Annotated in this window: 21 protein-coding genes and 1 pseudogene; 16 read left to right on the top strand and 6 right to left on the bottom strand. The window is 61.8% G+C overall.

All coding sequences use genetic code 11. The features are described from left to right. Positions 1–280 precede the first annotated feature (280 nt). Positions 281–928 (top strand): YceH family protein, encoded by a 648-nt coding sequence (locus JVX98_RS00140; RefSeq protein ID WP_192449942.1) that lies wholly within the window; start codon positions 281–283, stop codon positions 926–928. Positions 929–997: 69 nt separating this feature from the next. On the opposite strand, the gene JVX98_RS00145 is transcribed toward JVX98_RS00140, so the two are convergent. Together JVX98_RS00145 and JVX98_RS00150 are read right to left on the bottom strand one after the other, a co-directional pair. Further along, positions 998–1,729: an aspartate/glutamate racemase family protein gene (locus JVX98_RS00145; RefSeq protein WP_205236436.1), complete on the bottom strand. Its 732-nt coding sequence runs from the start codon at positions 1,727–1,729 to the stop codon at positions 998–1,000. 3 nt (positions 1,730–1,732) lie between these two features. Next, positions 1,733–2,377 carry a flavin reductase family protein gene (locus JVX98_RS00150; protein ID WP_043621296.1) on the bottom strand — a complete coding sequence of 215 codons (645 nt, stop codon included), beginning with the start codon at positions 2,375–2,377 and terminating at the stop codon, positions 1,733–1,735. A 191-nt stretch (positions 2,378–2,568) separates the two neighbouring features. Between JVX98_RS00150 and JVX98_RS00155 the strand changes: the two genes are divergently transcribed. After that, positions 2,569–3,255, top strand: coding sequence for a GntR family transcriptional regulator (locus tag JVX98_RS00155; RefSeq protein ID WP_052201955.1), 687 nt, complete (start codon positions 2,569–2,571; stop codon positions 3,253–3,255). Between the two features lie 69 nt (positions 3,256–3,324). Then, positions 3,325–4,152 (top strand): bifunctional allantoicase/(S)-ureidoglycine aminohydrolase, encoded by an 828-nt coding sequence (locus JVX98_RS00160; protein ID WP_205236437.1) that lies wholly within the window; start codon positions 3,325–3,327, stop codon positions 4,150–4,152. Positions 4,153–4,273: 121 nt separating this feature from the next. Here the strand turns inward: JVX98_RS00160 and JVX98_RS00165 are convergent, their stop codons facing one another. Then, on the bottom strand, positions 4,274–6,082 hold the full coding sequence (locus JVX98_RS00165; protein WP_205236438.1) for an ABC transporter ATP-binding protein/permease: 1,809 nt from the start codon (positions 6,080–6,082) through the stop codon (positions 4,274–4,276). Between the two features lie 236 nt (positions 6,083–6,318). Here JVX98_RS00165 and JVX98_RS00170 point away from each other — a divergent pair, with 236 nt between their 5' ends. Both JVX98_RS00170 and JVX98_RS00175 read left to right on the top strand, forming a co-directional pair. Then, on the top strand, positions 6,319–7,167 hold the full coding sequence (locus tag JVX98_RS00170) for a class I SAM-dependent methyltransferase (protein WP_205236439.1): 849 nt from the start codon (positions 6,319–6,321) through the stop codon (positions 7,165–7,167). A 30-nt stretch (positions 7,168–7,197) separates the two neighbouring features. Then, complete coding sequence (locus JVX98_RS00175; RefSeq protein WP_205237029.1) at positions 7,198–7,383, top strand: hypothetical protein; 186 nt, start codon at positions 7,198–7,200, stop codon at positions 7,381–7,383. On the opposite strand, the gene JVX98_RS00180 is transcribed toward JVX98_RS00175, so the two are convergent. Continuing rightward, the gene (locus JVX98_RS00180; RefSeq protein ID WP_205236440.1) at positions 7,380–8,456 is read right to left on the bottom strand and encodes an alpha/beta fold hydrolase; all 1,077 of its coding nucleotides are present in this window, start codon (positions 8,454–8,456) and stop codon (positions 7,380–7,382) included. The genes JVX98_RS00175 and JVX98_RS00180 overlap by 4 nt on opposite strands. A 114-nt stretch (positions 8,457–8,570) precedes the next feature. Continuing rightward, positions 8,571–9,464 (bottom strand): LysR family transcriptional regulator, encoded by an 894-nt coding sequence (locus tag JVX98_RS00185; protein ID WP_205236441.1) that lies wholly within the window; start codon positions 9,462–9,464, stop codon positions 8,571–8,573. 131 nt (positions 9,465–9,595) lie between these two features. Here JVX98_RS00185 and JVX98_RS00190 point away from each other — a divergent pair, with 131 nt between their 5' ends. The 9 genes and pseudogenes from JVX98_RS00190 (at position 9,596) to JVX98_RS00225 (ending at position 18,122) form a co-directional block, all read left to right on the top strand. Then, positions 9,596–11,035 carry an MFS transporter gene (locus JVX98_RS00190; RefSeq protein ID WP_205236442.1) on the top strand — a complete coding sequence of 480 codons (1,440 nt, stop codon included), beginning with the start codon at positions 9,596–9,598 and terminating at the stop codon, positions 11,033–11,035. Positions 11,036–11,050: 15 nt separating this feature from the next. After that, positions 11,051–12,034 (top strand): aldo/keto reductase, encoded by a 984-nt coding sequence (locus JVX98_RS00195; protein WP_205236443.1) that lies wholly within the window; start codon positions 11,051–11,053, stop codon positions 12,032–12,034. Positions 12,035–12,077: 43 nt separating this feature from the next. Next, positions 12,078–12,935, top strand: coding sequence for an aldo/keto reductase (locus JVX98_RS00200; protein WP_205236444.1), 858 nt, complete (start codon positions 12,078–12,080; stop codon positions 12,933–12,935). Beyond that, positions 12,911–13,582, top strand: a pseudogene (locus tag JVX98_RS00205) (FAD:protein FMN transferase); the annotation flags it as partial. The gene JVX98_RS00200 and the pseudogene JVX98_RS00205, both read left to right, overlap by 25 nt. A gap of 67 nt (positions 13,583–13,649) precedes the next feature. Continuing rightward, entirely contained in the window at positions 13,650–13,832 is a 183-nt protein-coding gene (locus JVX98_RS32625) for a hypothetical protein (RefSeq protein WP_371826527.1), read from the top strand. 662 nt (positions 13,833–14,494) lie between these two features. Further along, entirely contained in the window at positions 14,495–15,262 is a 768-nt protein-coding gene (gene cmoA, locus JVX98_RS00210; RefSeq protein WP_192449930.1) for a carboxy-S-adenosyl-L-methionine synthase CmoA, read from the top strand. A gap of 12 nt (positions 15,263–15,274) precedes the next feature. Beyond that, a complete protein-coding gene (locus tag JVX98_RS00215; RefSeq protein ID WP_043621279.1) occupies positions 15,275–16,009 on the top strand; it encodes an isoprenylcysteine carboxylmethyltransferase family protein in 735 nt (244 codons plus the stop codon). Between the two features lie 138 nt (positions 16,010–16,147). Further along, complete coding sequence (locus JVX98_RS00220) at positions 16,148–16,801, top strand: response regulator transcription factor (RefSeq protein WP_192449928.1); 654 nt, start codon at positions 16,148–16,150, stop codon at positions 16,799–16,801. A gap of 4 nt (positions 16,802–16,805) precedes the next feature. Next, entirely contained in the window at positions 16,806–18,122 is a 1,317-nt protein-coding gene (locus JVX98_RS00225) for a HAMP domain-containing sensor histidine kinase (RefSeq protein WP_205236445.1), read from the top strand. A gap of 121 nt (positions 18,123–18,243) precedes the next feature. On the opposite strand, the gene JVX98_RS00230 is transcribed toward JVX98_RS00225, so the two are convergent. Continuing rightward, on the bottom strand, positions 18,244–19,569 hold the full coding sequence (locus JVX98_RS00230) for an MFS transporter (RefSeq protein WP_205236446.1): 1,326 nt from the start codon (positions 19,567–19,569) through the stop codon (positions 18,244–18,246). A 327-nt stretch (positions 19,570–19,896) separates the two neighbouring features. Here JVX98_RS00230 and cyoA point away from each other — a divergent pair, with 327 nt between their 5' ends. Both cyoA and cyoB read left to right on the top strand, forming a co-directional pair. Next, positions 19,897–20,985, top strand: a complete 1,089-nt coding sequence (gene cyoA, locus JVX98_RS00235; protein WP_205236447.1) for a ubiquinol oxidase subunit II — start codon at positions 19,897–19,899, stop codon at positions 20,983–20,985. A gap of 80 nt (positions 20,986–21,065) precedes the next feature. Further along, positions 21,066–23,069, top strand: a complete 2,004-nt coding sequence (cyoB, locus tag JVX98_RS00240; protein ID WP_205236448.1) for a cytochrome o ubiquinol oxidase subunit I — start codon at positions 21,066–21,068, stop codon at positions 23,067–23,069. The last annotated feature ends 2 nt before the right edge of the window (positions 23,070–23,071 follow it).

The following is a 23,071-nucleotide window of genomic DNA, read 5'->3' on the forward strand; positions in this document are numbered from 1 at the left end:
GACCTCTTTCCCTGAAGCCTTGGGCTCCGTGTCGTGCCAGTCGCGGAGCCTCTTTTTTTGCCGCCGGCAAGTTTCAGTCTTTGCTCCGGGCAAATCGCGCGCCCCTTTCGCACCGCTGTCGTCAGGCAAATGCTAGCCTGCTAACCGGAATTCAACGAAATAGACCGATGACCATTCCCGGGCTCCAACACTCACGTTAGGGTAAGGGCCGATGGCCGGACCGCATCCCGCTTGGGACATCTGGCCGGGATCGAAATGCGTTGATTTGAAGAGTTGGCCTATGAACACGACCTCCGACACCGATTTCCCCATCCTCAATGCCGTTGAAGCCCGCGTTCTCGGATGCCTGATCGAGAAGAAGGAAACGACGCCCGACGTCTATCCGCTGACGCTCAATTCGGCGCATTCGGCTGCCAACCAGAAAACGGCGCGCGATCCGGTCATGGCGCTCGAGCAGGTCGAGATCCACCGCGCGCTCTCGTCCCTGGCGCAGAAGGGATTGGTCCGGCAGGCGTTTGCCTCGCGGGTCGAGCGCTACGAGCACCTCGCAGCCAACCGTTTTTCGCTGACGTCGCCGCAGATCGTCGTGCTCGGCCTGCTTCTTCTTCGCGGCCCCCAGACGGCCTACGAGCTTTGGGCGCGCAGCGAGCGCATGGCACGGTTCTCGTCGGTCGAGGAGCTGAAGGACAATCTGGATCTGATGATGGGCCGCCGGCCGCCGCTGATCGTTCAACTGAACCGGGGTGCCGGCCAGCGCGAGGACCGGTTCGCGCATCTGTTGTGCGGTGACGTCGAGCAGCCTGCCGAAAGGGCCGTCGTGTCTTCGGCGCCGAGCGGCTCGGCTTTATCGGCCCTCGAAGAACGACTGGAAGCGCTTGAGCGCAAGGTGGCGACGCTCGAGGAGCAGCTCGATGCTCTGACGCGCTGAAGGCGTCAAGCTTCTGAACATAATGTCACCGGGCGCGCCATGTGCGTCCGGTGACATATCGGGATGCGCTCAGCCGGCGTCGACCAACTGGCAGGCTGGTGTTTCCTTGGCACGCGGATAGTCGTAGGCGCCCACCTTAGAGGTGGCATAGCCGCCACCGACCAGCGCTTCGGCAAGCTTCACGGCCGCCGTCACGCCGTCGATCACGGGCATGCCGGTCCGCGCCTTCAGCCGATCGCAGAGCTCGGACATGCCGGCGCAGCCGAGGATGATCGCTTCCGCGCCATCCTCCTGACGTGCCTTCAGGATTTCCTGAACCAGCATCTCCTCGGTGTGGGCAAGATCCTCCTCCAGCGCCAGCACGGGCATGTCGACCGAGCGCACCTTGCGGCAGCGATGGCCGGCACCGTAGGCCTCGGCCAGATCCTCGATGATCGGCACGGAGCGGGGCAGGGTGGTGATGATCGTAAAACGGGTCGCGATGTTCATCGCCACCTGCACGGCCGCCTGACAGATGCCGATGACCGGACCGCGGGCGATTTCGCGTGCAGCGCCAAGGCCGGGATCGTCGAAGCAGGCAATCACATAGGCATCGACGCCGCGCGCTTCGCCCTTGCGGATCTCCGCAAGCATCGCCGGCACCGCCATCGCTTCGTCCGCGTGGCCTTCGATGCTGGCCGGGCTCGATGTCGGGTTGATCGATTCGAGTTGCGTGTCGGATGCAGCGACGCGCTCGGCGCTGCGGTGCGCCTGTTCGGTCATCGAGCGGGTGGAGTTTGGATTGATCAGCAGGATGCGCATGGATCAGCTCGTCTTCCGCATGGCGTTTGCAAGGGGGGCATAGGCGGCAATGTCGGGCGTCGGCATGACGAATTGACGATCCGATGTGATGTAGTTATTGGCGTGCAGCCGTGCGATCGGCTGGTATTGCGACGGGTCGACGTAGCGGCCCTCCTCGTCGAGGCAGTCCTTGCGCACGTGCATATGCACGACCTCGCCGAGAACGATGACTCGGCGGTCGTATTCAATGAGCCGTTCGACACGGCATTCCATCGAGCAGGGCGACTCGACGATACGGCGGGCGCCAACCTTGAGGCCGTCAGCCGCTGTCAGTCCGGCGATTGCCACTTCGTCGACATCCGGCTCGAAGGATAGGCCGCAGACCAGCATCTGGTCGGCGATCGCCATGTCCACCATGTTGACGACGAATTCGTTGGTACGCCGGATATTGGCGACCGTGTCCTTCTCTTCGCCGTTCGGGCGGGTCTGGATACCGAGGATGACGATCGGCGGGTCGTGCGAGAAGACGTTGAAGAAGCTCATCGGCGCGGCATTGTCCTGTCCGCTCGGCGAGAGCGTCGAGACCAGCGCGATCGGTCGCGGGCCGATGAAGTTCGTCAGCAGGCGGTAACGGTCCTGGGCCGGCAGTTCTGTGAAATCGAAGTCCATCGGAGCTCTCAATTGGCGCCGCGGCCCGGGTTTGTGCCGGTCGCACGGTCGTGTTTAAGCGGTTGCCATTGCACATCAAGTTGCGGTACACAATATTGTCTACAATTTTGTAGTCAATATCTAACTGCAGCGGATGGAATTGACTTTGAGCGCCGCACGGCGAGAGTAAGCGAACGGCTAAGGGAGATTTCATGTATAACGCGGACGAAGTCGCCGGTGCTCCGACGGCGATCATTTGCGAGAAGATCTGGCTTGCGATTGCAGAGCGTCGGCTACGGCCGGGAACGCGATTGAAAGAAGAGCAACTTGCCGAAATATTCTCCGTCAGCAGGGCGCGCATCCGCCAGGCACTGACCGCGCTCGAGCGCGATGGCCTTGTGACGATCATGCCGAACCGTGGCGCCTTCGTCTCCGAGCCTTCGGTGGACGAGGCACGCGATGTCTTCGTTGCCCGCAGGGCGATCGAGCAGCGCGTCGTCGAGCGCCTTTGCGAGCGCGCCAATCCCAAGGATATCGTCCGGTTGCGCGCCCATATCGAAGAGGAGCGCATTGCCGGCCGGTCCGGCAATCTTTCTGATATCGTTCGGCTTTCCGGCGGTTTCCACCTGTTGCTCGCGGAGCTTTCGGGTTCTGCCTTCCTCTTCGGCATCCTGCGAGACCTCGTGTCCCGGACATCCCTGATCACAGCGATGTACCGGTCGAACCACCTGCACAATTGCGGGCCGGACGAGCACCTGGCCGTGGTCGAGTTCATCGCTTCTCGCGATGTGGCGAGCGCGATCAAGGAGATGGCCGAGCACCTGAACCATGTGGAAGCGGAACTGGATCTGGACGAGGAGAAGGACCAGCCCCGCGATCTTCGCACTGCATTGCTCTGATGCGGCGCGCGCGACCCATTGCACCGCACTTTAGAGGAGGCGGTGCCTGCCAGCAGACTGAAGGAAGATATGACCAACCGTAGTTATTATGCGCCGCATGGCGGCAACCCGCCCCAAACCCAACTGCTTTCGGATCGCGCGGTCTTCACTGAAGCCTATGCGGTGATTCCGAAAGGGACGATGATGGACATCGTCACCAGCTATCTGCCGTTCTGGGACAAGACCCGGCTGTGGATACTGTCCCGGCCGCTCTCCGGTTTTGCTGAAACATTTTCACAATATATCATGGAAATCGCTCCGGGGGGCGGTAGTGACAAGCCCGAACTCGACGAGGGCGCCGAAGGCGCGATCTTCGTCGTTGAGGGCGAATTGACCATCACGCTCGACGGCAAGGCGCACAAGATGCAGCCGGGCGGCTTCGCCTTCATCCCGCCGGCAAGCAACTGGACCGTTCGCAATGCAAGTGAAGCGACCGTTCGCTTCCACTGGGTGCGCAAGGCCTACGAGTATGTCGATGGCCTGCCCGCGCCGGAGGCCTTCTTCACCAATGAGGCCGAAATCACCCCGTCGCCGATGCCCGGCACCGAAGGCAAGTGGGCAACGACCCGCTTCGTCGACCCGACGGACCTGCGCCACGACATGCACATGACGATCGTCACCTTCGAACCCGGCGCGATCATTCCCTTTGCCGAGACGCACGTGATGGAACACGGCCTCTATGTGCTCGAAGGCAAGGCGGTCTACCGACTCAACCAGGATTGGGTCGAGGTCGAGGCCGGCGACTATATGTGGCTGCGCGCGTTCTGCCCGCAGGCTTGCTATGCCGGCGGCCCGGGCAAGTTCCGTTACCTGCTCTACAAGGACGTGAACCGCCACATGAAGCTGCGCTCGCGTTAAGCGAGCCCACGCTCGGAAAGACAAAACCGCGCGTTCCGGGGAACGCGCGGTTTTTCTTTGCAATCAATCGGTTATGGCGGCATCCGCAGACCGTTTTTTAATGGAAGCGGCGTCCGCTTGCTCAATCTACCAGTTGCGGATCGGCCGGCTGCAGGTTGCGCGGCTGGAGACGCCTGAGTGTGCTTCCGGTAGGGTTCTTGTCGAGGTGCAGCACGCGGGTAAAGAAGTCGCTGCCGCGTTCAGTGCGTCCGATGTTGACGATCGCCACGCCTTGAAGCTCGTCCTCCATGAACTTCAGCACGCGCTGGTAGGCGTCATCCTCGAGGGTATCGAGCGCTTCGTCGATGATCAGCCAGCGCGGCCTGTGCAGACCGAGCCTAGCGATGGCGAGGAGGCGCTGCTCGGCCTCGCTGAGGTTCATCTGCTTTCGTGCATCCTGGTCGAGCCGGCCACTCAGTCTGCCAAGGCCAACCTTGGAGAGAACGGCGGCGAGTTCGCCCTTGCTGTAGGTATCGGGCGGGCTCGGATAGGCGAGCACTTCTCCAAGCGTGCCCGGCGGGAAATAGGGAGACTTCGGCACAAAAGCCAGGCCATCGTCCACCGGCAGTGCGATGCGGCCGTGGCCCCAGGGCCAGAGCCCGGCGATTGCGCGGAAGAACGGCGCCTTTTCCACCTCGGGCGCGCCGGTGACGAGCACGCGCTCGCCCGGATCGATGGTGACGCTCGGCTCGCGAAGCTGGATGCAGCCGGTCGGTGAGACGATCTCGATGTTGTCGAAGCTCATCTGCGGCGTATCGGAGGTCCTGAAGTCGATGCGCTTGTCGCCCTCATGCCGTTCGTCGGTCATCAGGAGCGCCGAGCGGAAGGCAGCGACGCGCAGCAACGTGGCGCGCCAGTCGGCGATCGCGCCGATGTTGTCGACGAACCAGCGCAGCGACGCATGCACCTGGTTGAAGGCGCCGACGGCCATCATCAGGCCACCGAAGCTGAGGTCGCCGGCGAAGTAGACCGGTGCGGCAATGACGATCGGCGCAACCACGGTGATCCAGCCATAGCCGCCGGTCACCCAGGTGAGTCGCGTTACCGCTCGCAGCAGGCCGTAGCTGACCTCGAGCACCGATGCGAGGTCGCGCTGTAGCCGCTTTTTCTCGTTGGCTTCGCCCGACGAAAGCGACACGGCTTCGATATGCTCGTTGACCCGCATCAGCGAGAAACGCAGCGCCGCCTCCCGGGCATAGTGCTCGCCATTCAGCGCCACCAGAGGCCTGCCGACCAGCCAGCTCAGCCAGGAAGCAGTCCCCGCATAGAGGATCGCCGCCCAGACCATGTAGCCGGGGATGGCGAAGGAATAGCTCGCGACATGGAAGACGAAGCCGTCCGATAGCGACCACAGTACGCCGATGAAGCTCACCAGCAGGATGCCGGATTGGAAGAGGCCGATCGAAAGTCCGGCCGAGAGGTCGGTCAGGTGGCGCGCATCCTCATGGATGCGCTGGTCCGGGTTGATGCCGATGGCGCCGGCATTCGCCAGCCGGAACGCCCGCGTCGGGCGCATCCATTCGGTAATCAGGTCCTGGGTCAGGCCTTCCCGCAGGCGCAGCTTGATGACCTGGCCGAGCCAGGTTTGCAGGACGTTGAGGACGAGAAGAACGCCGGCGATCTGGGCGAAGACGACGAGTTGATGGAGAAAGGCCGGAAGGTCGCGGCGCTCGAGCGTGTCGTAGAACGGCTTGTACCATCGGTTGAGGATGATCTGACCAAAGGCTGTCACAACGATGACAACGATGATGCTTATGCTCAGCCAGATGATCTTGTTGCGCAGTGGCGAGGCCATGAAGGCCCGATGCATCATCCGCAATTGATCACCGAGGGATTGTTCGTCGCTAGGCTCTATCCGGCCACTAACTTCGCCGTTCGTCCGGTTCGACATCGGTGCGAATCTCTCCTTCCCGGTCTCCTCAATGAGAATATAGCCTGCCTTACCCTCTCTCCCTAGCGCGGATTGTCTGCACTCACATGTAACCGCGATCACTGCACGCCCCGCAAAGACCGATATGCTTCGAAGTCCCTGCCTTCGCGGCACTGAGAAAGTTGATTTGTAACCGCGTGCAGAGAGTTCATAGTTTTGTGAACGAGGTCGAAAACGGCACTGAGGGAGGAACCTGCATGTCGGCGCATCTCGATCAAATCCGCGACCAACAAAGAGAGACCTGGGACCGCTTCTCCGCCGGCTGGAAGAAGTGGGACGCACTTGTGCTCGGCTGGCTTGCCCCCTTCGGCGAAGCGATGATCCGGCAGGCGGCGATCAAGGACGGCGACCAGGTGCTGGACGTTGCCGCCGGCACCGGCGAACCGGGTCTGACGGTGGCCGCGTCGATCCCGAAAGGTCGCGTGACCGTCACCGATCTCTCCGATCGCATGCTGCAGGTGGCGACGGAAAATGCCTGGCATCGCGGTTTGACGAATTTTGAAACGAGGGTCTGCGATGCGGGTGCGTTGCCGTTTGCGGACGCGACATTCGACGCCGTCCTCTGCCGCTTCGGCTTCATGTTCTTTCCCGATGTTGCAGCGGCTGCCCAGCAGTTGACGCGGGTCGCGAAGCCCGGGTCGCGTGTTTGCGCCGCCGTCTGGGGCGCACCGGAAAAGAACGCCTGGGCTACGACGATCATGGCGACGATTGCCCGCAACGTCGACATGCCGAAACCACCCGCCGGCGCGCCCGGCCTGTTTCGCTGCGCGCCCGAGGGCCTGATGAAGGCCGTCTTCGAGGATGCAGGCTTGCGGGACGTCCGGCAGGAGGAGGTGACCACCACGATGGTCCACGAGACCCCGGAGGACTACTGGGCCTTCATGACCGAGATCGCCGCACCCGTCGTTGCCGGACTGGCACAGGCGGACGACGAGACCCGCACCCGCATCCGCAGCGAGGTTCTCGATCTGGCGAGCCAGGCGATGCGGGTGGGCAAGGTGGAACTACGCTCGACGGCAACGATCATCGCCGGCACGCGACCATAAAAGAATGGAACGACGGGGAGGGAGGTTTCCATGGACAAGCGGTCGGCAACGTCCAGCGGGGTGGAGGAAACGCTCGACCCGAAAGACTGGGCTGAATTGCGGGCTCTGTCGCATCGCATCGTCGACGATTCGATCGACTATCTGAGCGGGGTCCGGCAACGGCGCCGCGACGAGCGTCTTTCGTCGCGACACCACGGGGTCTTCTCGATCGATTAGTCCAGCTTCTTTTCCGCCAGGAACTTGGAGATCTGGTCGGCGATCTCGATGTTGTTGAGGTCAGACATCAGGAAGTGGGTGCCGCCCCTGATGCCTATGTCAGGCAAGTGAATGAGCGTGGCGTCGCCGCCGTGCCTGTTGACCGCATCGACCCAAAGCTTCGCCATCCCGAGCCGCACACGCCAGTTGTCCTGACCGCGTTCTGCCGTCGGCTCGGCTGGGAAATTGTCACCGTAGTAGATGACGATCGGCAGCTTGGTCAGCTTGTCGAAATCGGCGACGGGCACCACCTCGCCCTTGAGGGTTCCGGCGGCGCTCGGCATGTCGGCCGGAACCTCGCCCTCCGGAAAGATGAAGCCGCTTCCTGGCTCAAGCGCGACGATGGCCTTGACCTTCGGATTCTTGATCGCCGTCAACCAGCCGGGGCCACCAGCCTGCGAATGGGTGAACAGGATCCCCGGACCGGTCTTGTCGAACAGCGCGGACATGGCATCGGAGATCACGTTGGGGTCGAAGGGCCCGGTGTTGGGCGTGACGGAGCGGAAGAACTGATCGAGTGCCGCGGGATCGCGGGAGAACTGGACGTTCGAGAAATACTCCGGCCACTTGCCGATACGGAACTGATCGAAGAAAAGCTGGTCGTATGGCGTCGGCTCGATCGTCGTTGCGACGGTGCTGTCGCCTGCACGGCCGCGACGCGGCTGATCGACAAGATAGACCGGGTATCCTCGGCGAAGGAAGATTGTCTGGAAGCCTTCGCGGCCGTCGGGCGTCGTCTCCCAGCTTCGGGCGGACTGGAAGGCTCCGTGGAGCATTACGATCGGCAGGGGCTTGGGATTTGGCGGAATCTGATAGAATACGTAGGCATGGTCGCCATGCAGCGTTTGCCCTGCCGCCGTGGGAGCGTTGTTGTCGAAGGTTCCAGGCGTGCTCGATACCGTGCCGCCGACCGCGAAGCTTCCCTGCTGCTGAATTGTCAGCGGCTCCTGCTTGGAAGCGCCCTGGGCTCCCGCCACGCCCGACGATAGGAGCAGCATGGAGAGCGCGAGCGCGGATAGAGGTCTGGCGAACATGGTCGGTACCTGCCTTTGAACATTGAGCTGGCAGGAGACTAACTGAGCATCATTCAGATGATTAGGGATGCATTTCCGATTGAGGGTATTAGCCCTCCTTATCAATACATGTTGTCACCCTCTGTAGCGAAGGGCATCAACGACGAGCTGGAATGCCGGGGACGCGTGGCGGCGGTTCGGATAGTAGAGATGATATCCGGGAAACGGCGCGCACCAATCATCGAGCACCCGGATCAGAGTGCCCCTGGCGAGATCCTCGGCCACCAGGTCATCCGGCATGTAGGCAAGACCCAGACCACGCCGGACAGCGTCGAGACGCATCGCGATGTTGTTGAACACCATTTGTCCTTCGACGCGGACGTTCAGTTCATGGCCGTCCTTCTCGAATTCCCACTGCAGGATGTTGCCATGCGTCGGCATGCGCATCTGGATGCAGTTGTGGGCCGTGAGATCCTGTGGGACTTCCGGCCACGCGTGCTGGCGGAAGTAGGACGGAGCGCCGACCACCGCCATGCGCATCTCCGGTCCGATCTTGATCGCGATCATGTCCTTGGCAAGTTGCTCGCCGAGCCGGACCCCCGCATCGTAGCGCTCCGCGACGATGTCGGTCAGGCCGTAGTCGACGGTGATCTCGACATTCACATCAGGATTTTCGGGCAGGAACTTGTCTAGGCAGGGTGCCAGGACCGAGATCGCGGCGTGCTCTCCCGCCGTAATCCTGACCGTCCCGGCTGGTTTGTCACGCATCTCGGTGAGGGCAGCAAGCTCCGCCTGTATCTCCTCGAAGCGCGGCCCGGCCGTCTGAAGGAGACGCTCTCCCGCCGCCGTTGGAGACACGCGGCGGGTCGTCCGCGTCAGCAAGCGGAGGCCCAGCCGCTCCTCCAGTCCCCGGACGGTCTGGCTAAGCGCCGACTGCGACACTCCGAGCTTCACCGCCGCCCGCGTGAAACTCTCCTCGCGCGCGACGGTCACGAACGCGACCAGATCGTTGAAGTTCTCCTGCGGCATTCATAAGGCATCCTTATAGCTTCATCCCGATTACTGCCCCTAATCGACATGGTGAGCAAGAGCTATCTTTCCGTCATCGCAACGCAGCTTGCCGCGGAGGACGGTCAAGCAAGCAAGTCAACGGGACTGCAATGCCTGACGCAAACACAGCTACCTCACCATCGAACAAGACAGCGATCCTTGCGATCATCCTCATCAGCTACGTGATGATCGTGCTCGACATTTCGGTCGTCCTCACAGGCTTGCCGAAGATCCACAACGAACTCGGCTTCACGGACGCCGGGCTTGCGTGGGTTCAAAGCGCCTATACGCTGACCTTCGGCGGCTTCCTGCTGCTTGGCGCGCGTGCCGGCGACATACTCGGCCGCCGTCGGATGTTCGTCGTCGGCATGACGATTTTCACGGTCGCCTCCGTCGCCGTCGGAGCCTCGCAATCGTCGACATGGATGCTGTCGTGGCGTGCAATCCAGGGACTTGGATCTGCGATCCTCGCGCCAACGACGCTCGCTCTCTTGCAGACCACATTCGACGAAGGCGAAGAACGTGTCCGAGCTGTCTCGCTTTACAGTGCCGCAGCAGGCGTGTCCGCGACAGTCGGTCTCGTCGTTGGCGGACTGCTTGCGGACTGGCTCTCCTGGCGGGTCGGGTTCTTGATCAATCTCCCGATCGGCATCGCCACGGTTGCCGCGGCCCGCATCTACATCCACGAGACAAAGAAGCGTCCGGGAACGTTCGACCTGTTCGGTGCAGTGACTTCGACGCTCGGCATGGCCGCCTTCGTCTACGGATTCATCCGTTCCGCCCAATCGGGATGGGACATCATAACCCTGACGACATTGGCTTTCGCCGTCATCATGCTCGGGGCGTTCGTGCTGATCGAACGTCGTGCAAGGCAGCCGATCCTTCCGCTTCGCCTGTTCGCGGACATCGAGCGCTCCGGCGCCTATGGTGCCCGTGCGCTCTACATCAGTGCCATGGTCGGCTTCTTCTTTTTCACGACGCTGTACCTGCAGCAGGTCGCGGGTCTGCGCCCGGCACTGGCGGGACTTGCCTTCGTCCCCGCCACGATGCTGCATGTCCCGGTCGCGATGATCGTGCCTCGTCTCATCAGACGCTTCGGCCGGAATGCTGTTCTTATTGCGGGCATGCTGATCGGCATCGTCGCTATGGCCTGGCTCAGCCGGGCGGGGGTGGGTTCGAACTATTGGACGGCCGTGGCGTTGCCAATGGTTTTGATCGGCATCAGCCAGGGACTGACGCTCAGCCCGCTGACATCGTCTGGCGTCGTTCGGGTCGATCATGCGGACGCGGGAGCAGCCTCCGGCGCGGTCAACGTCGCCCACCAGATCGGCAGTTCCGTCGGTCTCGGCGTTCTCATCGCCATTGCCGCCATCGGATCGAATGGCCTCAACGGAGCCGACCTGACAGCATATCGAGTTTCCCATGCGTTCGACGCAGGAACCGTCATGCTGATCGCGACATTGGTGATCTTGCTTCTGACCATCATCCCTGCTGCACGGCGGCAGTCTAAATCCCAGGAAGAAGTCGCGCCGACCGAATGCGCGGCCTGATCAAGGAGAATGACCATGAAGAAACGAACTCTCGGAACGCTCGAGGTTTCGACGCTCGGCCTCGGATGCATGGGCCTTAGCCACGGCTACGGAGCGGCGACCGACACGAAGGATGCTGTTTCGCTCATCCGGGCGGCCCACGACCGCGGCGTGACCTTCTTCGACACGGCACAGGTCTACGGCCCGTTCACCAACGAGGACGTCGTCGGGGAAGCTCTCGAGCCGGTTCGTTGCAAGGTGGTGATTGCCACCAAGTTCGGCTTCGAACTTCCAAGCCCCGGCGGTGGCCAGCACATGAACAGCCAGCCCGCCTACATCCGCCAGTCCGTCGAGGCATCTCTGAAGCGGCTTCGAACGGATGTGATCGATCTTCTCTACCAACACCGCGTCGATCCGAACGTGCCGATCGAGGACGTCGCCGGAACGGTCAAGGATCTCATTGCGGAAGGCAAGGTCAGGCACTTCGGTCTATCTGAAGCTGGTGCGCAGACGATCCGCAAAGCCCATGCCGTGCAGCCGGTGACCGCTCTCCAGAGCGAGTACTCGCTGTTCTGGCGCGAGCCCGAGAAGGAGATCATCCCGACGCTTGAGGAACTCGGCATTGGCTTCGTGCCGTTCAGCCCGCTCGGCAAGGGCTTCCTTACGGGCAAGATCGACGAAACGGCGACCTTCGGCCCCGGCGACTTCCGCAGCGTGGTTCCGCGCTTCCAGGCGGAGAACCTCAAGGCGAATAAGGCGCTCGTGGCAGCTCTGACCCAAATCGCCGAAGCCAAGGGTGTCACGCCCGCTCAGATCGCGCTCGCTTGGCTGTTGGCGCAGAAGGATTGGATCGTGCCAATCCCCGGCACCACCAAGCTGCACCGCCTGGAGGAAAACCTCGGCGCCGCCTCGGTCGAACTCACCGCCAGCGACGCTTCTGAAATCGCCGACGCCCTCGCGAAGATCGACATCGTGGGAGACAGATACCCCGCGCACCTTCAGGCACGCGTCGGAAAATAAGACCAACGACCACAAGCCCCCCATCCAGACAAAGGATATGAAGATGACTACCACCGTACCCACCGTCACCCTGAACAACGGGCTCCAGATGCCGATCCTGGGATTCGGCGTCTTCCAGGTTCCCGATCCGGCCGAGTGCGAGCGCAGCGTCCGTGATGCGATCGATGTCGGCTACCGCCTGCTCGATACCGCGACCTCTTACGGCAACGAAGAGGCCGTGGGCACCGCGATCCGCAACCACGGTATCGATCGAAAGGAACTGTTCGTCACGACCAAACTCTGGATCGAGGACGCGACCTACGAGGGGGCCAAGGCCGCGTTCGAGCGTTCGCTGAACAAGCTACAGCTCGACTATCTCGACCTCTGGCTCATTCATCAGCCATACGGCGACGTTTACGGTGCTTGGCGCGCGATGGAGGAGTTGTACGAGGCGGGCCGCATCCGCGCGATCGGCGTCAGCAACTTCTATCCCGACCGTCTGGTGGACTTTGTGCTCCACAACAAGGTCGTCCCCGCGGTCAATCAGATCGAAATCCATCCATTCCATCACCAGGACGACGCTCAGAAGATCCTCCAGGAATACGGTGTTCAACCCGAAGCTTGGGGTCCATTCTCGGAAGGGAAGAACGGGCTGTTCACGAACGAGCTCTTGCAGTCGATCGGTAAGAAACATGGCAAGAGTGTCGCTCAGGTCGTGCTGCGGTGGTTGATCCAGCGCAATATCCTCGCGATCCCGAAGTCCGTCCGAAAGGAGCGCATGGCCGAGAACTTCTCGGTCTTCGACTTCGAACTCGACCAGGACGATGTCGCCTCGATCAGCGCGCTCGACCAGAAGACCAGCAGCTTCTTCGATCATCGCGATCCGGAGAAAGTTAAGTGGCTCGGCACCCGCAAGCTTTGAGCCGAGGTCGGAGTATCGGCCTGTCGATCTCCCGTTTCGGTTTCGATGCCATAGGCACGGCCTGGGAGGTCGACACGCCTGCACCACTCGATGCCGGAATCCGGGAAGAAATTCTGGGGCTGGTCGTTAGCTTCGATCGCACCTATTCCCGGTTCCGCAAGGACTCGATGATCGCGAGGGTCTCTGAAGCCGTCGACGGTGGCTCGTTCGTCTTCCCATCCGAAGCGGCGGGGATGTTCGATCTCTACGACCGGCTTCACGTAGCTACGGATGGGGCCGTGGATCCTTTGATCGGCCGGGATCTCGAACTGCTGGGCTATGACCGCGAGTATTCGCTGTCGCCACTCCCAATCGACTGCGGACTGCAGCGCGCAAGCTGGCGGCGCGACGTGCTCCGGAATGGAAGCGAGCTATCGACGCGGAAGCCGCTCACGATCGACCTCGGCGCTGTCGGAAAAGGATATCTCGTTGATCTAGTAGCTGATGTCTTGGAGAAGGCAGGGTTCCGAGACTTCATTGTCGACGGCAGCGGAGACATGCGCCACGCTGGTGGAACCGCCCTTGAAGTCGGTCTGGAACATCCTCTCGATCCGACAATGGTGATCGGCGTCGCGAGCCTGCTGAACAGATCTCTCTGCGCTTCGGCAGCCAACCGGAGACGATGGGGCGACAACCTCCATCATGTCCTCGACGGCCGAACGGGGGGGGGCCACCATGGATGTCATCGCAACCTGGGCCATCGCCGCCGACACGGCGACTGCGGACGGCCTTGCAACAGCGCTTTTCTTCGGTTCCGCCTCGCGTCTGAAGACCACGTTCGACTTCTCGTACGTCCGCATGTTTGCGGACGGGCGTGTAGAAGTGTCTGAAGACTTCGAAGGCGAACTGTTCATATGAGAAGGGGCCGACCATGCGAAACCAGAAAAGCAATATTCTTATGGCTGCGGCACTCTCCGTGGTTCTTTCAGGACAAGCCGACGCTCAGGGCGCGCGTCCCCCGCAGTACGCCGACGGCGAGTATACGGCGACGGGCGAATACGGCGGGCAGCCCTCTCACATCACCGTCCGAGTGACGCTGAATGACGGAGTCATCACGGCAGTCGCTGTAACACCGCACGCCTACGTGCGTCGCTCCCTAGAACTCCAACGTGCATTCGCGGACGCCGTGCCGAAGGCCGTTGTAGGTAGACGTATCGATCAAGTCAGGGTCGGAAAGCTGGCGGGTTCGAGCGGGACGCCGAAAGGATTCAACGACGCCATACGCCAGATTAGGGAACAAGCAGCGCGCAGGTAGACAATAAACTACGTCGGTGGCGCTGACCGACAGGCCAGCCTTCTTGGACGCTCAGGCCTCCCAACAACGCTCAGTCGCTGCCGGCAAAATCGCGTGATCGCGCCGTGATGCCGCGCCTCGGTGCCGCGATCTGGCGAACCCGCCGCGGCCAAACCTTTCAGGTTCGTGTCAGGTTAGGGTGGCTTGTGTGGTGCATCAATCGCTCCGGGGACAGAGGCGATTGCCCTCTCCTTTGGCGTGCTCCGGAAAAGAAAGGAAAATGCGAATGGTTGGCAAGGCCCCGCATCTACACGTGCACGACAACAGCCACCGCCGGGATGAAGTTTTCGCCGCACCGGACCAGAATGTCGGCGACTTCGCCTTCAATGCCACCGTGGCTGCCGTCTTCGACGACATGGTCAGCCGCTCGGTTCCCTATTACGGCGAAATCCAGCGGATGGTCTGCGAACTCGCCAGCGACTTTGCCGAAGCCGACACCAACCTCTACGACATCGGCTGCTCGACGGCGACGACGCTGCTCGGGCTGGACGCCATCGTCGATCCTGCCGTGCGCTTCGTCGGTATCGACAACGCGCCGGACATGATCGAGAAGGCCAAGGAAAAGATCGCCCAGGCAAACTCCAACCGGGCGATCGACCTCAGGGGAGGCGACCTGCACCAGGGCATCGAGATCCACAATGCCAGCGCTGTCCTGATGCTTCTGACCCTGCAGTTCGTGCGCCCCCTCTATCGCGAGCGGGTCATGCGCTCGATCTATGATGGTCTCAACGAGCGCGGCGCTCTGCTGCTCGTCGAAAAGCTGACCAGCGAGGACTCGACGTTCAACCGCCTGTTCATCGAGCACTACTACGATTACAAGCGCCGCAACGGCTATTCCGAGATCGAGATCGCCAAGAAGCGCGAGGCGCTTGAGAACGTCCTCATTCCCTATCGCCTGGAAGAAAATTTCCAGCTTCTGAAGGAGGTGGGCTTCCGCAGCGTCGAAGTGTTTTTCCGCTGGTACAATTTCTGCGGCATTATCGCGATCAAGTAGGACGGACAGACCATGATCGCGATCGGCAATTTTCTCTTCCGCTTCCGCAACCAGTTGTTCCCCGCGATCATCGTGGTGTTGTTCCTGCTGATGCCGCCGCCGGCATTGGTGTTGGACAATCCGCTGCTGACGCTGGCCAAGGACGCGGTCGCGATTCTCGTCATCCTGGCCGGCCTGGCACTGCGCGCGACGGTCGTCGGCTACAAGTACATCCAGCGTGGTGGCCTGAAAAAGAAGGTCTACGCCAAGGACCTGGTGACCGAGGGCATGTTCGGCGTTTGCCGAAACCCGCTCTATGTCGGCAATATGTTGCTCTACTCCGGCGTCTTTCTGCTGCACGGCAACCCGCTGCTCATCGTGGTCGGTATCGGGCTCTTTGCCTTCATGTATCAGTGCATCGTTTATGCGGAGGAGGCCTTCCTGCTTCGCACCTTCGGCGACGCTTATCGCGCCTATTGCCGCGATGTGCCGCGCTGGATGCTGCGCCTCTCGAACTTCAGCCAGTCGACGGAAGGCATGACGTTCAACATCAGGCGCGTCGTCGGCAAGGACTATTCGACCGTCTCGGCGGCCATGATCGCGGTGCTGGCGACGGAGATGTACAAGTTCGCGACCTACGAGTCGTCTAGCCAAAATGCCGGCGTGCTGGCTGTTCTCGGCGGCGCGATGGCGCTGGTCGGGATCGCGACGGCTGTCATCAGCTACAAGAAGCGGCGCGGGGCCTTTCGCGATCCCGTCGCCTCCTGAAATCCTCGCTCTTCTGCGCCTTGAGGGCGGCGGCCGAAACGGACCGCCGTCACCGCATTTCTCCGCTTGGCCGCTCAAGGACTTGACGCCCATCCCCGATCGACCCTAGGCAAGGACGAACAAGTGTCCGGTGATATCTTGAGAGTCCTACTAGTCGAAGACGATCAGGTTCTGGGGGAGGCGCTGCGCGACCATGTCGCCGCGGCCGGCCATGCGGTGGACTGGTTCAAGCGCGTCCTCGATGCGGTGGCCGCGACCGATACGGTAACCTATGGACTGATCCTGCTCGATCTCAGGCTGCCCGACGGCGACGGACTGATGCTTCTGCGTTCGCTGCGCGCACGTGGTGACGGCACGCCGGTGATCATCCTGACGGCGCACGACCAGATATCCGACCGGATCGAGGGGCTCAACAGCGGCGCGGACGACTATCTGGTCAAGCCTTTCGACCTCAATGAACTGACGGCCCGCATGCTGGCCGTTTCCAGGCGCTACACCGGCAACGCCGCGCCGACGGTCAAGCTGCCCGGTATCGAGATCGACCAGGTTCACCGCAAGATCGCCGTCAACGGCGACAGCCAGAACCTGAGCGCCCGCGAATGGGCCGTGCTGGACAAACTGGTCGCGCATCCCGGCGCGCTCGTGTCCAAGGCGCAACTGCACGATGCGCTTTACGCCTTTGGCGCCGAGATCGAAAGCAATACGGTCGAGGTCTATATCAGCCGCCTGCGCAAGAAGATCGGGCCCGATCGGATCGAGACCGTGCGCGGCCTCGGCTACTGCCTTAGGTGATCGCATGTCCGACAAGAGGAGCATGACCCGCAGACTGGCGATTGCCCTTACCGGCATCGTCGCCCTCTTCTGGTTCGTTGCGCTCGGACTTGGCGTCTACGTGATGCAGGACGAGTTCACCGAAATCTTCGACAGCGGCGTGCAGGAAACGGCCGAGCGATTGTTGCAGGTCATCGCCGACGATGTCGCCAGAGACGCGGCGGACGGCGCGCCAAAAGCCTCCGTCGTGGCACCGGCGCTCAATGCGCAATATCTCACCTATCAGGTGCGCGACCGCGATGGCCGCGTCCTGTTTGACGACGGCGCGCCGGAGCCCTTTGCCGTTCCCCTTGCGACCGGCTTCTCGCAGACCGCCACCCATCGGATCTTTACGGCCGGGACCACCGACGGATCGCTCTACGTGCAGGTTGCCGATGCAATGGAGCATCGGACAGAGGCGCTCATGGAAGGCGGAACAGCGCTGCTTCTGCCGTTGCTCGTGCTGATACCCGGCAGCATCCTTGCGATCGTCTTCGTCGTCCGCAGCACGCTGTCGCCCGTCTCTCAGCTGCGCGACGACATCCTGACCAAGGACAGCGGCAATCTGGCGCCGATCGACGAGGCGACGCTGCCACGTGAATTGCGCGCGATCGCCCGTTCCGTGAACCTGCTTTTGGCGCGGCTGAAGGCAGGCCTGGAGGCGGAGCGGGAGTTCACATCGAACAGCGCCCATGAACTGCGGACCCCGATTGCCGGCGCGCTCGCGCAAACCCAACGGCTGGCGCGCGAGGTGCCGCCGGAATACCAGCCGAGAACCGCCCAGATCGAAAGGGCGCTCGTGCATCTGAGCCGGCTTGCCGAGAAGCTGCTGCAGATGTCGCGCGCCGAGGCGGAGATTGCCATTTCGGACGAACAGCATGATCTGCTGCCGGTCTTGATGGTGGTGATGCAGGACCTGGAGCGCTCGGCGCTCGGCGCCAATCGCCTGAATGTTCACGTCGCCAAGGGCACCGTGCTCGAACGCCCGATTCGGGTGGACGCCTTTGCGATCGTTTTGCGCAATCTTCTCGAAAATGCGCTGATCCACAGCCCGCCGGGCAGCCGCGTCGATCTCCATGTCGACCCGATGGGTATCCGCGTCACCAACGAAAGCGCTGTCGTCGCCGCCGACGTCCGCGCCAACCTGACCAAACGCTTCGTTCGCGGCCCGACCGAGGCCTCCGGTTCCGGGCTCGGCCTTGCCATCGTTGAACGGCTGGTCGAGCAGATGCAGGGCGAATTGCGCATCGCTTCGCCGGCGCGGGGCAAAACGCAGGGTTTTGAGGTGGAGGTCCGCCTTTGATGGCTCGCCGGTGAACCCGGCGGTGTCTGAGCCAAGTGTTTCGTGGCTATCGATCACGGCGACGCGGTGGAAGGACGAGCAACCGGGGCGCCTGGAACGGCACCCCGGTTGCCTCTAGACCTTACTGCTGGTCGAGCGCCCGGGTGAGGCTCAGCGCGGCGATCGTGCAGATTGCACCCGAAATCAGGTAGCCGCCGATGAAGATGATGCCGAAGCTGCTTGCAAGGCCGAGCGCCACGAGCGGCGCGAAGGCCGCACCGACGAGCCAGGCGAGATCCGACGTCAGAGCGGCACCCGTGTAGCGGTAGTATTGGGTGAAGCGCGAGGAGACGGCGCCGGAGGACTGGCCGAAGGAAAGGCCGAGTATGGCGAAGCCGATCAGGATGTAGGCGTCCTGGCCCTTGCCGCCGGCATCGAGCAGGAAGGGAGCCGAGAAGCTGAAGATCGCGATCAGGATCGCGCCGATCATCAGCTGGTTGCGGCGGCCGACCCGGTCGGCAATCACGCCCGAAAGCACGATACCGATGGCGCCAACGGCAGCACCGGCGACCTGAACCCACAGGAACTCTGCGGCCGACTGGCCACCGTTGAGCGTCACCCAGCTCAAGGGGAAGATGGTGACGAGGTGGAACATCGCAAAGCTTGCAAGCGGCACGAAGGCACCGAGCACGACGTCGATGCTGTGTTTGCTCAGCATCTCGAAGATCGGCCGCGCCTCGAGCTCCTTGGCTTCCATGGCGGCGCCGAACTCCTTGCTGGCGACGATGCGAAGGCGGGCAAAGAGCGCCACGACGTTGATCGCAAAGGCGACGAAGAAGGGATAGCGCCAGCCCCAGGCGAGGAAATCTTCCTGCGAGAGGTTGCTGACGAAGTAGCCGAAGAGGATGCTCGCAAGCGCAAAGCCGATCGGCGCGCCGAGCTGCGGGATCATCGCGTACCAGCCACGGTGATTCTGCGGCGCATTGAGGTTCAGCAGCGATGCAAGGCCATCCCAGGCGCCGCCAAGCGCAAAGCCCTGTCCGAGCCGGAACAATGCCAGGAGCGCCACGGCCCAATATCCGATCGTGTCATAGCCGGGCAGGAAGGCGATCGACGCCGTCGAGCCACCGAGAATGACGAGTGCGATCGTCAGCTTCGTGCCGCGCCCGTAATTGCGGTCGACCCACATGAAGACGAAGGAGCCGACCGGGCGGGCGAGGAAGGCAAGCGGGAACAGCGCGAAGGACATCAGCGTCGCGGTGACCGCATTGGGCTCGAACGGGAAGATCAGCTTCGGGAAAACGAGGATCGAGCCGAGGCCGTAGACGAAGAAGTCGAAGAACTCCGAGGTTCGCCCAATGACCACACCGATGGCGATGCTGCCGGGGGACAGAGGCTTGTCGTCCTCGTGAATGCGACGTGCGTCCCGTTCGAGACCAGACGATGTTGGGTTAGCGACCGAAACCATGAATTTCTCCGACGAACGAACGTCTTGTCGTTAGAGTGTTGACCAATTGGCGTCTGATATCAAGAATGCCGTGCACGTACATGCGCACATGCCTCATTCGAGTTCGTGCCTAACGTTCGCTGGAACAGCCGGCATCGAACCGACAATAAGCCTTTGCGCCCGTACAAACGCGCATAGAGCGATAGGGCCGTCACTGCACTGCGGCAAAATGTTGCGCTGCGACGATGGACCTCACTTCCATGCGCGATCATGCCCGAGTAATGCCGACTAGACAAAACGCAAGTTGAGGCCGCAATGCCGAAGCCATACAGTTTAGCCGGACGATCGATGATTGCCGTCCTGTTGCTCTCCGTTCTCTCGGGATGCAACATGGTGGTGATGTCGCCTTCCGGTGACATCGCCGCACAACAGCGGGATCTGATCGTTATTTCGACGGTCCTGATGCTGTTGATCATCGTTCCCGTCCTCTTCCTGACACTGTTCTTTGCCTGGCGCTATCGCCAGTCGAACACGGCCGCCAAGTATGATCCGGAATGGCACCATTCCACCGGCCTCGAAGTCATCATCTGGTCGGCGCCGCTCGCCATCATCATCGCGCTCGGCGCGATCACCTGGGTCAGCACCCACAAGCTCGACCCCTATCGACCGCTCGATCGGATCGATGCGGCGCGCCCGGTGACCGAAGAGATGAAGCCGATCACGGTCGAAGTCGTCGCGCTCGACTGGAAATGGCTGTTCTTCTATCCGGAATATGGCATCGCCACGGTCAACGAGATGGCGGCGCCGGTCGACGTGCCGATCAATTTCAAGATCACCGCCTCCTCGGTGATGAATTCGTTCTATGTTCCCGCGCTCGCCGGCATGATCTATGCCATGCCCGGCATGCAGACCAAGCTGCACGCCGTGATCAACAAGCCAGGCGAATACGAAGGCCTTTCGTCCAACTACAGCGGCGACGGCTTCTCGCACATGCGCTTCAAGTTCCACGGTGTGGACCAGGCCGGCTTTGACGCCTGGGTTGCCCGGGTCAAGCAGAACGGCACGATGCTCAACCGCGACGCCTACCTGAAGCTCGAAAAGCCGAGCATCAAGGAGCCGGTCCGCTACTACGCTTCGGTTGACGACGGCCTTTACGAGGCGGTGCTCAACATGTGCGTGCGCGAAGGGCAGATGTGCATGAAGGACATGATGCACATCGACATGATGGGCGGCGCAGGCGTCGAAAGCCACGAGAACCGCACCAAGCTCGAGCATGACAACCGCCATGCGGGCGGTGTGACCGAAGCGGCCGCACCGGCTGCGACCTTCCCCGAAACCGGCAACCCCGCCAAGAGCGAGGAACCGGCCGAGGGCGTCAAGGAGCAGTCTGCACCATCGGCAGAGCCGATGAACCACGACATGCACAAGACGCAGTAGGACTTTCGCGCGCTCGCAGGCTTCGATCCAGCGAGCGCCAAGGCCTTTTGGGCCGCAATTCGAGACATATTGGAAGACCCATGTTTGGTGACACCAGCCTCACGCAATTCATCTTCGGGCGGCTTACCTGGGAAGCGATCCCCTATCACGAGCCGATCCTTGTCGTGACCTTCGCGTCCGTGGCCGTCGGTGGCCTGGCGATCGTTGCGCTGATCACGAAGTACAAGCTCTGGGGCTATCTCTGGCACGAGTGGTTCACGTCGGTCGATCACAAGAAGATCGGCATCATGTACATCATCCTGGCGATCGTCATGCTTCTGCGCGGCTTTGCCGACGCGATCATGATGCGCCTGCAGCAGGCGATCGCCTTCAACGGCAACGAGGGCTACCTCAACCCGCACCATTACGACCAGATCTTCACGGCGCACGGCGTGATCATGATCTTCTTCGTGGCGATGCCCTTCGTCACCGGTTTCATGAACTATGTCGTGCCGCTGCAGATCGGCGCGCGTGACGTTTCGTTCCCCTTCCTCAACAATTTCTCGTTCTGGATGACGACGGGCGGCGCGGTCATCATCATGATGTCGCTGTTCGTCGGTGAATTCGCGCGCACCGGCTGGCTCGCCTATCCGCCGCTCTCGGGCGCGGACTACAGTCCCGGCGTCGGCGTCGACTATTACATCTGGGGCTTGCAGGTCGCGGGTGTCGGCACGACGCTATCAGGCATCAACCTGATCGCCACCATCGTGAAGATGCGCGCTCCGGGCATGACCTTCATGAAGATGCCGGTCTTCACCTGGACTTCGCTCTGCACCAACATCCTGATCGTCGCGACCTTCCCGATCCTGACGGCGACCCTGGCGCTGTTGTCGCTCGACCGCTACCTCGGCTTCAACTTCTTCACCAATGACCTTGGTGGCAATCCGATGATGTACGTCAACCTCATCTGGATCTGGGGCCACCCGGAAGTCTACATCCTGATCCTGCCGGCCTTCGGCATCTTCTCCGAGGTCGTCGCGACCTTCTGCGGCAAGCGTCTGTTCGGCTACACCTCGATGGTCTACGCCACCTGCGTCATCATGATCCTGTCCTACCTCGTGTGGCTGCATCACTTCTTCACGATGGGTTCGGGTGCCTCGGTCAACGCCTTCTTCGGCATCACCACGATGATCATCTCGATCCCGACGGGCGCGAAGATGTTCAACTGGCTCTTCACCATGTATCGCGGGCGCATCCGCTACGAACTGCCGATGTTGTGGACGATCGGCTTCATGGTCACCTTCGTGATCGGCGGCATGACCGGTGTCATGCTGGCCATTCCCCCGGCGGACTTCGTGCTGCACAATTCGCTGTTCCTGATTGCCCACTTCCACAACGTCATCATCGGTGGCGTGCTGTTCGGGTTGATGGCCGGCGTCGTCTACTGGTGGCCGAAGGCCTTCGGCTACAAGCTCGATTACTTCTGGGGCGCGATGAGCTTCTGGTTCTGGCAGATCGGCTTCTTCTTTGCCTTCATGCCGCTCTATGTGCTCGGCCTGATGGGCGTTACCCGTCGCGTCAGCCAGTTCGAAGACCCGTCGCTGCAGATCTGGTTCATCATCGCCGCCTTCGGTGCGATCCTGATCGCCATCGGCATCGCGTCCTTCATCATCCAGCTCGTCGTCAGCTATCTCCGCCGCGATCAGCTGCGCGAAACCTCGGGGGATGCCTGGGACGGCCGCACGCTCGAATGGTCGACCTCGTCGCCGCCGCCGGACTACAACTTCGCCTTCACGCCCGTCGTGCACGACCACGACAGCTGGTACGACATGAAGAGCCGCGGCTACGAACGCCCGCTCGAAGGCTTTAAGCCGATACACATGCCGAAGAACACCGGCACGGGCGTCATTCTCTCCGGCCTCAGCGTCGTGCTCGCCTTCGCGTTGATCTGGTACATCTGGTGGCTGGCGGCGGTATCCTTCGTCGCTCTGATCGCCGTCTCCATCGGTCACACCTTCAACTACAACCGTGATTTCTTCATTCCCGCGGAAACCGTCGCGGCTACGGAAGATGCACGCTCGAAGCTGCTTGCGGAACGGATCTGAAA

The sequence above is a fragment of the Ensifer sp. PDNC004 genome (assembly GCF_016919405.1).
In the GTDB taxonomy this organism is placed as follows: Bacteria; Pseudomonadota; Alphaproteobacteria; order Rhizobiales; family Rhizobiaceae; genus Ensifer.